Source organism: Nonomuraea sp. B19D2 (assembly GCF_040137845.1).
GTDB lineage: Bacteria > Actinomycetota > Actinomycetes > Streptosporangiales > Streptosporangiaceae > Nonomuraea.
On record NZ_JBEFAK010000081.1, the window covers coordinates 17,490 to 28,506 of the forward strand.

At 71.8% G+C, this 11,017-nt stretch carries 14 protein-coding genes; 7 read left to right on the forward strand and 7 right to left on the reverse strand.

Annotated features, from left to right (window positions below; translation table 11 throughout):
• Positions 1-3 precede the first annotated feature (3 nt).
• From ABN273_RS56465 to ABN273_RS56480, 4 genes are read left to right on the forward strand one after another with little or no spacing between them, the layout of a single operon-like run.
• On the forward strand, positions 4-909 hold the full coding sequence (locus ABN273_RS56465) for an ATP-binding cassette domain-containing protein (RefSeq protein ID WP_349458040.1): 906 nt from the start codon (positions 4-6) through the stop codon (positions 907-909).
• Positions 906-1,697, forward strand: coding sequence for an ABC transporter permease (locus ABN273_RS56470; protein ID WP_349458041.1), 792 nt, complete (start codon positions 906-908; stop codon positions 1,695-1,697). Before ABN273_RS56465 ends, ABN273_RS56470 begins: the two co-directional genes overlap by 4 nt.
• A gap of 43 nt (positions 1,698-1,740) precedes the next feature.
• Positions 1,741-2,961, forward strand: coding sequence for a sensor histidine kinase (locus ABN273_RS56475; RefSeq protein ID WP_349458042.1), 1,221 nt, complete (start codon positions 1,741-1,743; stop codon positions 2,959-2,961).
• A complete protein-coding gene (locus tag ABN273_RS56480) occupies positions 2,952-3,596 on the forward strand; it encodes a response regulator (RefSeq protein ID WP_349458043.1) in 645 nt (214 codons plus the stop codon). Before ABN273_RS56475 ends, ABN273_RS56480 begins: the two co-directional genes overlap by 10 nt.
• Before the next feature lie 10 nt (positions 3,597-3,606).
• Here ABN273_RS56480 and ABN273_RS56485 read toward each other — a convergent pair whose 3' ends face one another.
• Positions 3,607-3,801 carry a sulfotransferase gene (locus ABN273_RS56485; protein WP_349458044.1) on the reverse strand — a complete coding sequence of 65 codons (195 nt, stop codon included), beginning with the start codon at positions 3,799-3,801 and terminating at the stop codon, positions 3,607-3,609.
• 352 nt (positions 3,802-4,153) lie between these two features.
• Here ABN273_RS56485 and ABN273_RS56490 point away from each other — a divergent pair, with 352 nt between their 5' ends.
• A complete protein-coding gene (locus ABN273_RS56490) occupies positions 4,154-6,157 on the forward strand; it encodes a zinc ribbon domain-containing protein (RefSeq protein ID WP_349458045.1) in 2,004 nt (667 codons plus the stop codon).
• On the opposite strand, the gene ABN273_RS56495 is transcribed toward ABN273_RS56490, so the two are convergent.
• Positions 6,158-6,601, reverse strand: a complete 444-nt coding sequence (locus tag ABN273_RS56495) for a sulfotransferase family protein (protein WP_349458046.1) — start codon at positions 6,599-6,601, stop codon at positions 6,158-6,160.
• A 42-nt stretch (positions 6,602-6,643) separates the two neighbouring features.
• The gene (locus ABN273_RS56500; protein ID WP_349458047.1) at positions 6,644-7,402 is read right to left on the reverse strand and encodes a maleylpyruvate isomerase family mycothiol-dependent enzyme; all 759 of its coding nucleotides are present in this window, start codon (positions 7,400-7,402) and stop codon (positions 6,644-6,646) included.
• An 81-nt stretch (positions 7,403-7,483) separates the two neighbouring features.
• Between ABN273_RS56500 and ABN273_RS56505 the strand changes: the two genes are divergently transcribed.
• A complete protein-coding gene (locus tag ABN273_RS56505; protein WP_349458048.1) occupies positions 7,484-7,939 on the forward strand; it encodes a recombinase family protein in 456 nt (151 codons plus the stop codon).
• A 285-nt stretch (positions 7,940-8,224) separates the two neighbouring features.
• Here the strand turns inward: ABN273_RS56505 and ABN273_RS56510 are convergent, their stop codons facing one another.
• From ABN273_RS56510 to ABN273_RS56520, 3 genes are read right to left on the reverse strand one after another with little or no spacing between them, the layout of a single operon-like run.
• Entirely contained in the window at positions 8,225-8,641 is a 417-nt protein-coding gene (locus tag ABN273_RS56510) for a tyrosine-type recombinase/integrase (protein WP_349458049.1), read from the reverse strand.
• Complete coding sequence (locus ABN273_RS56515; protein ID WP_349458050.1) at positions 8,572-8,946, reverse strand: phage integrase N-terminal SAM-like domain-containing protein; 375 nt, start codon at positions 8,944-8,946, stop codon at positions 8,572-8,574. The genes ABN273_RS56510 and ABN273_RS56515 overlap by 70 nt, the downstream gene beginning before the upstream one ends.
• Positions 8,936-9,541: a tyrosine-type recombinase/integrase gene (locus tag ABN273_RS56520; protein WP_349458051.1), complete on the reverse strand. Its 606-nt coding sequence runs from the start codon at positions 9,539-9,541 to the stop codon at positions 8,936-8,938. Before ABN273_RS56520 ends, ABN273_RS56515 begins: the two co-directional genes overlap by 11 nt.
• Between ABN273_RS56520 and ABN273_RS56525 the strand changes: the two genes are divergently transcribed.
• Positions 9,492-10,247 carry a hypothetical protein gene (locus tag ABN273_RS56525; protein ID WP_349458054.1) on the forward strand — a complete coding sequence of 252 codons (756 nt, stop codon included), beginning with the start codon at positions 9,492-9,494 and terminating at the stop codon, positions 10,245-10,247. The two genes, ABN273_RS56520 and ABN273_RS56525, sit on opposite strands and share 50 nt — an antisense overlap.
• On the opposite strand, the gene ABN273_RS56530 is transcribed toward ABN273_RS56525, so the two are convergent.
• Positions 10,228-11,017: helix-turn-helix transcriptional regulator (locus tag ABN273_RS56530; protein WP_349458052.1), on the reverse strand; the 790-nt coding region annotated here is incomplete at its 5' end. The two genes, ABN273_RS56525 and ABN273_RS56530, sit on opposite strands and share 20 nt — an antisense overlap.

Here is an 11,017-nt window from a genome sequence, read left to right on the forward strand (position 1 = left end):
GGCGTGATCAGTCTGAACGGTTTGAGCAAGAGGTACGGCGACCGCCTGGCGGTCGACGACCTGACGCTGGAGCTGAGACCGGGCGTGGTGACCGGATTCCTCGGCCCGAACGGGGCGGGCAAATCGACCACGATGCGCCTGATCCTCGGCCTCGACCGGCCCACCGCGGGCACGGCGCTGGTCGGCGGGATGCCGTACCACCAGATCAGGAACCCGCTCCGCGTGGTCGGCGCGCTCCTCGACGCCCGAGCCCTCCACCCGGGCCGCAGCGGCCACGCGCACCTGCTGGCGCTGGCCCGCGCCAACGGCATCCCCCGGCGGCGCGTGAGCGAGGTGCTGGAGAGGGTCGGCATGGCCGGGGCGGCGCGCAAGCGGGCCGGGGCGCTGTCGCTCGGCATGAGCCAGCGGCTCGGGATCGCGGCGGCGCTGCTGGGGGACCCCGAGGTGCTGATGTTCGACGAGCCGGTCAACGGGCTCGACCCGGACGGGGTGCGCTGGGTGCGCGGGCTCATGCGGTCGCTGGCCGGGGAGGGCAGGACGGTGTTCGTCTCCAGCCACCTCATGACCGAGATGCAGCTCACCGCCGACCACCTCGTCGTGATCGGCAAGGGCCGCCTCATCGTGGACGCGCCACTCTCCGAGGTCATCGCCGGCAGCTCCCTGACGTCCGTGCTCGTCCGCACCCCGCACGCCGGAGATCTCGCGGTACGGCTGCGCGCCGCCGGGATCGCGGTGGAGCGGCACGGCGAGAACGAGCTCGAGGCCACCGGCGCAGCCCTCGAAACGGTCGGCGACCTGGCGCACGAGGCCGGGATCCGGCTGCACGAGCTGCGGACCAGGCAGGCCTCGCTCGAACAGGCCTACCAGGAGCTGACGGCGGGAAGCGTCGAGTACGGGGCGGGATCATGAGGACGTTGCGGCAGGCGATCGGGGCCGAGTGGGCGAAGCTGTGGTCGGTCAGGTCCACGTGGTGGTGCCTGGCCGGCGCGGCGGCGCTCACGGTGGTGACGGCGCTCATGCTCGGCGGGGCGGCCGCCACCGACGCCCTGCGTGCAGGCCGGACCGGGGTGCGGGTGACGGCGAGCGAGCCGGTGGTGTCGGCGACGTCGTTCGTCCAGTTCGCGCTGGTGGCGCTGGCGATGCTGGCGATCACCTCGGAGTACTCGTCCGGCAGCATCCGGGTGACGTTGCAGGCCACGCCCGTCCGAGGGATGGTGCTGGCGGCGAAGGCGCTGGTGGTGGCGCCGGTGATGGCCGCGGCGGGCGTGCTGTCGGGAGCCGTGGCGACGGCGGCCGTGCACGTCGTGCTGTCCGGCGACCTGTTCGGCGGGATCGTCGTGCTGCCCATCGGCGAGGTCGTGACCGACCTGCTCGGGGTGGGGGTGTTCTTCGCGCTGGTGTCGGTGATGACGCTCGGCGTCGGCGCCGCGATGCGCAGCGCGGCGGGCACGCTGACCGTGGTGTTCATGCTGCTCATGGGTCTGCCGCTGATGCTGCTGATGACCGGGAGCCAGGTCGCGCTGGACGCGTCGCTGCGGATGCCGATGTTCGCCGGGCTGGCCTTCATGGGCAGCGTGGACAACCTGACCGGCGGGCCGATCCCGTATCCGGCGGGGGAGGGGCTGGCCTGGCTCGTCGCCTGGACGGCGGCGGCCTTGGCGGCGGGCCACGCTGTGCTGCGCCACCGGGACGCCTAGAGCCGTGCGCATGACCAGGCAGTCACGCCTAGACTTCACGCCCGTGTCAGGCAACAGGGCAGCGCGGGTGCTGGCGGGAGTCGTCCTCGGGATGGCTCTCGGCCTCGTCGAGCTGGTCTTCCTGTGTGTGGCGTGGCCCGCGTGCCTGGTCCCCGCGGCCCGGCCCGCCGCCGCGCGCGGGCTGGACAGGCTGATGGCGCTGGAGAGGGCCCGGCTGTCCAGGTGGCTCGGGCACGAGACGACGCGGCAGGACGGCGGTTACGGCTTCCTCGTCGCGCGCGCCGCCCTCGGCGTGCTCGGCGGGTACGGGTGCGCGGCAGGCCTCTTCCTCGGCGGGCTCCTCCTGCTCGGCGGCCTGTGGGACCTCGCATGGGGGCGGGCAGAGCCGGTGCCCGTGAACCTGCCCGGCGTGAAGATCGTCACCAGCAGCGGGGTGCTCGGCCTGACCGGCGGCGCCGTGCTGCTCGCCCTGGTCGCCCTCATGGCCCTGGCCGTCGGATCGCTCGAACGGCGGCTGGCCGACCGTTTCCTCGGCCCCGGCAGCCACGAGCTGATGCGCCGGCGGATCGCCGAGCTGACCGCCACCCGCTCCGGCATCGTCAAAGCCGTCGACGACGAGCGGCGCAGGATCGAACGCGACCTCCACGACGGCGTGCAGCAGCGCGGCGTCGCGCTCGCCATGCTGCTCGGCCGCGCCCGGCACAGCCCTGACCCGGAGCGGACCGGCGAGCTGGTCGCCCAGGCGTACAGCGAGTCGCGGCAGCTGCTCGACGAGCTGCGCAGCGTGGCCTGGCGCATCTACCCGACCGCGCTCGACGAACTGGGGCTGCGCGCCGCGCTCGCGGGCGTCGCGGAACGCTCGAGCGTGCCGGTGACCGTGCATTACGGGCTGGCCGACCGGCCCGTGTCCGAGGTCGAGACCGCGCTCTACTTCGTCGCCCGCGAGGCGATCACCAACGCGATCAAGCATGCCGGGGCGCGTGACATCCTGGTCGTGTTGACGGAGGACGAGCGGGCGGTGGGCGTGGCGATCTCAGACGACGGCGCGGGCGGGGCGGACCCCTCGGGCGGCGGGCTGTCGGGGCTGGCCCGGCGCGTCCTGGCGCTCGACGGTGAGTTCACCGTCCACAGCCCGCCGGGCGGCCCCACCAAGATCGCCGCCCTGCTCCCGAAGATCCCACCAGGAGGATCCCCCGGCGCGGCGTCCGCGGCGGCGGAGCCACGGCCCGGCGGGTCCCGGACGGAGGCGGACCCGTGCGGGTGATCCTGGCCGACGACTCCGTGCTGCTGCGCGAAGGGCTCACTCGCCTGCTCGACGACGCCGGCCACGAGGTCGTCGAGGCCGTCGGCGACGCTCCCGCGCTGCTCGCCGCCGTCGAGCGCCACCGCCCCGAGGTGGCCGTGATCGACGTCCGCATGCCGCCCGGCCACAAGGACGAGGGCCTGCGGGCGGCCCTGGAGATCCGCGAGCGCCATCCCGGCGTCGGCGTGCTCGTCCTGTCCCAGTACGTCGAGCAGCACTACGCGGCCAGGCTCCTGGCCGGCTCCACGCGCGGCCTCGGCTACCTGCTCAAGGACCGGGTCTCGGAGGTGGCCGACTTCCTCGACTCGCTCGAACGCGTACGCGCGGGCGGCACCGCGTTCGATCCCGAGGTGGTGCGGCAGCTCCTGGCCCGCACCACCCACGCCGATCCGCTGAGCAGGCTGAGCCCGCGCGAGGGCGAGGTGCTGCGCCACCTCGCCCAGGGCTTCGTCAACGCGGCCATCGCCGAGCGCCTGCACGTCTCACTCAGCACGGTCGAGAAGCACGTCAACGCCATCGTGGAGAAGCTCGACCTGCCCCGCGACCCCGACTACAGCCGCCGCGTCCTGGCGATCCTCCGCTACCTGGACACGTGAGACCCAGCGCTCACTCGCGCCTGGAGAACGGCGAGTCGATGGTGCCCTCGGTGACCAGCCGCTCCATCGTCTGGCGGATCGCCTTCGCGTCGTTCAGGTGCGGGAACGGCTCCCCGGCCGGGACGTCCACGCCCAGGAACCGGCAGAGCGGCTCCCACCCTTCGCGCACGTCGAACACCAGCAGCCGCTCCGCGGGCAGGCTCACTGATTTCTTAGGGATCCTTTGTGATCAGGAGTTTGATCGCGGCAGATCTCGCCCGCGCTTTCAGGGCTTCCAGGCTTCTGCGTGTTGCCGAATGATAGGGGTGATTCAGGGACGATGGTGACGACAGGGACTCGATAGGGACCGGGGTCCTCAATGCCCGCCGATGTCCGCGTGTCGCTCACCTGTTCGACCATCTGGTCACGTTGTGGTAGTCTAACGGTCACTCAGAGTGAAAGTTGGTGGGTGGGGTGCAGGTGGTGCGGAGGGGGCGGTTCGCTCGGGCGGGTGTGCCGGCCGGGCCCCGCCAGCCCGTGCCTCACCAGGGCGGGGGCAGCCAGGGCGGGGGTGGCTGGTGAGGCGAAAGCCGCCGCTGGCCGCAGGCCAGGCCACGCGGACGGCCTGTGCCCGCGCCTTGTTGCGCGGTGGGGTGGAGGAGAAGACCGGCGAGGTGCTGTCGGCGCGCGTGCTGGCCGAGCAGGTGGGCTGGTGTGCCGAGCTGGTGTCCGGCATCGCCGAGGCCCTGCTGGCCGAGCACTGGAACAGCGCCGACGTCACACGGCTGGCTTCTGGGGCGGACGCGGCCGGGCGACGCCTGCCGTCGCAGGCGTGGACGGCTTTGCGGCGGCTGGGCTGGAGCGTTGACGCGCCGCAGAGCGTGCGGGTCAACGATCGGATCGTGCGCATGGCCCAGGAACAGGCCGGGCGGACGTTGCGCGGCGCGTGCTGGCGGGCCGAGTTGACCGCCGCCGTGCTGGCCACCTGGCCTGCCGACCCCGCCAAGCGTACGGCGGCCGAGTGGGACCAAGTGCGCCAGGCGATCCCCGAGGGGCGTCACCTGCCCGGCAGCGTGATCAAGGCACGAACCCAGCAGATCGCCGTGTTCGACTGCGAGCACGGCCGGTTGCCCGCGGATGTGTTCGAGCTGGAGGGCGTGCCCCGGGTGGCGCGGATGCTGGTCCTGGCCGCGGTCGACCGGCAGCAGGCAACGCTCGAACGCCACGACCATGACCCCGACCGCGCACTGCTCAGGGTGCAGTTGCCCACCCGCCCGGATCCGCGCTCTTACGCCGACTGGCGGTGGGTGGCCTGCGCGATCACCCTGCCGCCCACCGTACCCGCCGATGCGGCGCTGCACCTGCCCACCCTGCGCCCGAAGGGTGGCAGGGTGCACGCCGATCTGGCTTTCACCCACGCGGTGCCCGCCGTATCCCGCATCGGGCACAGCGTGGCGCTGGGGGTCGATTGGGGACTCAACACCCTGCTGAGTGCGGGCGTAGTGCGCCGTCACGGTGATGGCCGTATCGTCGCGCTGGGGGCCGGTGCCCGGTTCCGAGCCGCCGGAGTGATGGCCCGCCAGCACCGGCTGCGCCGCCAAGGCGAGCACCTGCACGCCAAGACCGATGCCTACCAGCGGCTCATCGCCGGCGGCGCTGACCATCTGCTGGTGGGCAGGCACGCCGTGCTGGCCGCCGAACGACGTAAGGTGGCCGATCGCCGGTCGAACCTGAACGATGCGCTGGCCTGGGCGGCGGCCCGGTGGGCGGTGGATCAGGCCATCGCCGCAGGCGCGAGCGTGATCTATGTGGAGGATCTGCGGTCGATGGAGGCCAAAGGCATGGGCCGCACCCTCAACACGCGCCTGTCCCAGGCGGTGCGCGGGCAAATCGTGGACTGTATGCGGCACCTGGCCGCCGAGGTCGGCATCGCCGTGGTCACGGTTCCGGCGAAGAACACCTCCAAGCACTGCCCGCAGTGCCTGGTGCCACTGCGGCATTGCCGAGCCCCCGACCGGCCTGACCAGCCCGGGTGGAAGTGGGCGCTGTGCCCCAACCCCGACTGCGGCTGGCAGGGCGACCGCGACCAGGGCGCCTGGCAGCGGATCGCGGCCCGCGGCCTGACCCACCAGAACAACACCGTCACCCACCGCGACACCGGCCACCTGTCCATCCGCAGCATGGCCGACAAACTCGAAGCCCAAGCCGTGCTCACCCCAGCCACCACCCAGACCCGCCGCAAGGACCGGTCCAAGGCCGGACCCACCCGGCCCCGATCCACACGCCCCGCGCCCAGGCGACGCGGGGCACCCTCCACCCCCGGCCCCACCGGGCCGGCGGGCCGGCGTCCGGAGGGACACGCTCACACGGACCAGCACGTGCTGCCCCGCGCAGCCCACCGGTACCAGGGCGTGCGCACGACCACCGTGCACACGATCAGCTCAAGCATCCCCACCCGACGGCGACATCGGCCCAGAGGGGCGGTGCTGGGCGCAGGCTTCCACCTACACGCCCACGCCACCCCGCCACGGTGGGAACACATCCCCAGTCCGGAAACCACGACCAGACCAAGGATCGCTTAGCTAATCAGAGACGCTTCCCTTGCCGTCGAACACGGACCGGGAGATCAGCTCCAGCACCGGGCCGAGCCGCATCATCCCGCCGACCACGGCCGCCGCCGCCTCCGGCATGTCCTCCGGGAGCTCCCGCCCCGGGCCGTTGGCCATGAGCGCCTGCATGCTGACGTACCAGTCGTGCGGGTCGCGTACGGTCAGGACGACCTTCGCCTCCGGGTACGCCTCCGCCTGCTCCCGCCAGAAGAAGGACGCCGGCCAGTCCTGCGTGGCGCGGAAGCCGTCGAAGACGTGCTCCCAGTCCACCTGCTCGCCGGTGGCCAGGGGCAGCCACCTCTCGACGCGGTCGGGGTTGGTGAGGATGTCGAACATGTGGTGGCACGGCCCGAACCCGAGTCGTTCCAGTGCCGCCTTCATCGAGCTGGTCCCGACAATCGCCGGTCCCGTAGCCATGAGGCGCGCCGCGGGCAAAAGCTGACAAAAGCCTACCGGGGGTCAGATCGCCATGTGGGCCAGCCAGTGCTCCATCAGCGCCCGGTCCCCGGTGATCGCCACCCGATCGTCGTCGAGGGGAAGGCGGCGGTTGCACACCAGCATGAGGTACGTGACGGCCCCCGACAGCACCACATCGGCCGCCACCGGCCCGTGCTCCCACCACATCCCCTGGGGCGACCTGGTGATCACCCACCCGTCCCCCTGGTCGGGCCGCAGTCCGAGCCGCTCACCGTTGCCGCGCAGCTCGACCAGCTCCGGCTTGACCGCCTCCGCGCCCGGGGACGCCAGCATCTCCAGGCCCTCGACGATCACGTTGGCCGCGAGGTCGTCGGCGATCCCGAACCCGCCACCCGTCGTGACCGCCGCGTCGTAGTGGTGGACGGCGGTGTCGTTCAGCATCCTGCGCAGCCAGAACGCCGCGGGCCGCGGGCCCAGGAACGTCCATACCTCGGTGTCCGCGCCGACCTCCTGGACAGCGCCGATCAGCTCCTCGGCGCCGTCGTTCAGCCACTCCACCCACCCGGCCGGTGCGCCGGGATCGGCCTGCCACGGGTCCGGCACTCCCGCCGGCTCGCCCTTGCGCAGCAGCTCCGTCACCCACCGATGGGCCTGCCCGATGTGCCCCACGAGCGTACGCAACGGCCATTCCGGACAGGTCGGCACCTGGGTGTCCGGGTCCCCTCCGGCGGCCGCGCGGGCGAACCCCGCGGTCTGCTCGCGCAGCCCCTCGGCCAGCCGCGCGGTGTCCAGCGTCACCATGACGAATCTCCTCTCGATCTCGTGCGCCTGTACGGTAGAAACTCCAGTCCAGTGGAAGTCAAGCCCACACCTATACAATTCATGCCGAAGGCCGCCGCGATCTACTGCCGACTCAGCTACGCCCCTGACGGGTCGCTGGAGAAGGTCGAGCGGCAGGAAGACGACTGCCGCCAGCTCGCCGATCGTCTCGCCTGGCCGATCGACGAGCGTCACGTCTACAAGGACAACTCTCGCTCTGCCTGGCAGCGTAACCGTAAGCGCCCCGCATGGGACGAGCTGCTCGAAGCAATCGAGCGGGGCGACGTCGATGGCGTGCTCGTCTATCACGGCGACAGGCTGATCAGGCAGCCATACGACCTGGAGAAACTGCTCCAGCTTGCCGACGACCGGCAGATCGCGCTGGCGTCCCCTTCCGGCGTCCGTGATCTCGCCTCCGAGGAACACCGGTTCGTCCTGCGGATTGAGGCCGCCCAGGCGTGCAAGGCATCGGCGGACACCTCGCGCCGGGTCAAGCGGGGCGCGGACGCAGACCGGTAGTTCACCATCTGGCAGACCACCCGGCACGGTGTAGTCACCGGCGACAGCAGTTCCAGCTCTCCTACCGGTACTCCATCCGCGCCCCCATCGGCCTCCATGACCGCCTCCCGGTCAGCCAGCAGATCCGCCGTGGTCTCCGCGGCCGTCTTTACAGGGCGGGCCAGACCACCGCGCTCCACCCACCAGCGGCCGTCGGTTCGCAGCACGTTGACGCTCATGCTCTCATCGCCTTCATCAGTCCCAGCAGGCGCAGGACATCGATCTCGTTCTCTTCACGCAGCGCCCTCACGACACTGCGCAGCAGGGCGGGGGACGGGTTGGTGCCGAGGAAGTCGCGCGTGACCGGCGGGCCTCACTGCGCCAGACCCGAGGCCGACATGGGCGCCGTTCCAGGTAGGCGGCCAGCAGCGTGACGGTGCCGCCGTCCAGGGGGACGTGGCGGGTCTTGCGGCCCTTGCCGGTCAGCGATGCCATGGCCGGGTGCTGGAGGCGGATGCCGCGGACGACCAGGTCGGCGAGTTCCTGAACCCTGGCCCAGGTGTCGTAGAGCGTGGCGAGCAGGGTCGCGTGGCGCCGGCTCTGCCGGGTGGACCGGTCGGGCCGGGCGAGCAGGAGCCGGGCCTGGTCAACGGTCAGGTGCCTGACGGCAGGGCGGTCCTGCTTCTTGGAGGGGATGGCGAGGATGTCCTGCCAGCAGGCCATCCGGGCCGGTCCTCGGTCTGCATCCACGTGGCGAAGGAGCTGATCGCGGCCAGCCGCTGGTTCCGGGTCGAGACGCTGTTGTGCCGGTCTTCCTGCAGGTGGGCGAGGAATGCCGTGACGGCGCCGGCGTCGAGGTGGTCGAGGGTGAGCCTGGCCGGCGGGACGGACCGCTCGTCACGGAACCAGGCAATCAGGAGCTTGAACGTGTCGCGGTAGGACGCGATCGTGCTGGGCGAGCAACCGCGGAGCCCGGCCAGGTAGGAGGTGAGGAAGCGGCGCAGGGCGACCGCGAAGTCAGTCGCCATCGGCCGGCCCTCCGATGACGGGCGGCACGATGCTGCCGTACTCGCGGTGGACGCGGGCGGCGATCTGCGGGTAGGACTCGGCGGTCAGCCGCAGGTAGTAGGCGGTGTCGCCGATCGAGGAATGGCCCATGTAGGCCTGCAGGACCGGCAGCAGCGCGCTGACGTCCTCGCCGGCGGCGAACCATGTCCGCAGGTTGTTGACCGCGAACGTGTGTCTTAGATCGTGGACGCGGGGTCCGTGGCCCCGCCCGCCGTGGGAGATGCCCGCCTGCCAGAGGAACCGGCGGAAGTTCTTGTAGACGTTTCCCAGCGCCAGCGGCTGCCCGGCGCTGCCGCCGGGGAAGAACCATTCCCAGCCCGGCTGCCCGGCCATGCGCGCGCGGTAGCCGCCCAGCCGTTCGCGCAGCGGCCCGGAGACCGGCACCTGCCGGTCCTTGCCGCCCTTGGCATCGCGGACCTGCAGGAGCCCGGCACTGACATCGACGTCGCCGGGGCGCAGCAGTCGGGCCTCGGAACTGCGCAGTCCGCAGGCGTAGACCGTAGATGTGCGGGACGTAGCGGGCGGGCCTGGGCAGCATGCGCGCGGGCAGGACATAGGCCTCGGTCCCGCGGCGGCCGAGCCAGCGGGCAAGTTCCCTGACCGGCGCGGCCAGGCCCTGCAGGGTCGCCGGCCGGACTCCCGTTCGCGGGCCCCCTCGCGTCCGCTCCCGCTGGCCGCCCGCCTCAAGGCGCTGGCAGCGGGCATGGAGGCGCGCGAGGCGAACGTGTTCTGCGCGGTCCTGCGGCCGCCCGGCGAGGGCGACGAGCTGCTGGCCGACCGGGGCATACGGCCGGCGCGCTTCGACGTCGTCGTGCTGATCCGCACCGTGTCCGTGGAGGCGGCCCTGGCGGTGCGCGAGAGCGCCGCCTACAAGGAGCTCGCCCAGACGCTCCGCGCGACCGCCCGCCGTACCCACCAGATCGTCGCCGACAACGCCGGACGACTCGGCGACGTGGACCACAGCCAGGACCATTGCTTCCTGTTCAACTATTTCTACGCCGACGACCGCGAGACCCTGCTGAAGGTATGGCATTACACCGCCGGGTGGTTCCAGGCCAAGACCGCGCTGCCCAACTCCGCGCTGGTGCAGCCGCTGGAGGGCGAGCCCGCCGACTACGGGCTCGTCAACCACGCCAGCTGGCCGAACTGGCGGACCTTCCTACCCAGCCTGATCTTCCGACCGACCTTCCGCAGTTTCGTGCTGGTCAACTTCAAGGCCAACGGCGTCGCCGCGCAGCCGATCATCTATCGCCGAGTGTGAGCCGTGCCAGTTCGGCGCGGGAGGCTACGCCTAGCTTGGGGAAGGCCTTGTACAGGTGGGAGGCGACCGTTCGCGGGCTCAGGAACAGTTGCGCGCCGATTTCGCGGTTGGATGCGCCGGTGACGGCCAGCCGTACCACCTGGAGCTCCTGCGGTGTCAGCACGTCTAGTGGGTCTCCGGCACGGGCATGGTCCGGTAGGGAGAGCCCGGTGGCGCGCAGTTCGGCGGCCGCACGGTCAGACCAGGGAACCGCGCCGATCCGGTCGAAGGCCTCCATGGCGGCCTGGAGTTGGGTGCGTGCCTCGGCGCGCCGCCTGGTGCGGCGCAGCCATTCTCCGTAGATCAGGCGGGTGCGTGCCTCGTCGAAAGCCTGCTCGCCCTCGGCGTGCAGGGCCAGTGCCCGCTCGTACAGTGCCGCGGCCGCGCTGTCCGGGGCCAGCAGCGCACGGACCCGATGCAGTACGGCAAGCGGCCTGGATCGGCCGGTGGACTCGGCCCATTCCGTGTAGAGTCTCAGGGGCTCCTGCGCGCGCTGCGGATCGCCCACCCGGACGGCGGCCTCGATGTAGTCCGGCCAGGAATACCGCCACAGGAACGCATGGCGGGCGGGGCCGGTCATCGCCCGGTCCACTCGGTCGAGCACCGCTTCGTAGCGGCCCAGCCCGAGGTCGAGGATCCCGCGCGCGTACTCGGTCCAGCAGACCCCCGGCATCCACTGGCGGTTATCGGCGTCCCGGATAGCCTGCGCGGCCATCGCCAAACATTCCTCC

Excerpts from the sequence above, each read along its gene's own strand:
- ABN273_RS56470 (WP_349458041.1), top strand. The coding sequence starts at position 906 with ATGAGGACGTTGCGGCAGGCGATCGGGGCCGAGTGGGCGAAGCTGTGG.
- ABN273_RS56495 (WP_349458046.1), bottom strand. The coding sequence starts at position 6,601 with ATGGCTACGGGACCGGCGATTGTCGGGACCAGCTCGATGAAGGCGGCA.
- ABN273_RS56500 (WP_349458047.1), bottom strand. The coding sequence starts at position 7,402 with ATGGTGACGCTGGACACCGCGCGGCTGGCCGAGGGGCTGCGCGAGCAG.
- ABN273_RS56505 (WP_349458048.1), top strand. The coding sequence starts at position 7,484 with ATGCCGAAGGCCGCCGCGATCTACTGCCGACTCAGCTACGCCCCTGAC.
- ABN273_RS56510 (WP_349458049.1), bottom strand. The coding sequence starts at position 8,641 with ATGGCCTGCTGGCAGGACATCCTCGCCATCCCCTCCAAGAAGCAGGAC.
- ABN273_RS56515 (WP_349458050.1), bottom strand. The coding sequence starts at position 8,946 with ATGGCGACTGACTTCGCGGTCGCCCTGCGCCGCTTCCTCACCTCCTAC.
- ABN273_RS56520 (WP_349458051.1), bottom strand. The coding sequence starts at position 9,541 with ATGTCCTGCCCGCGCGCATGCTGCCCAGGCCCGCCCGCTACGTCCCGC.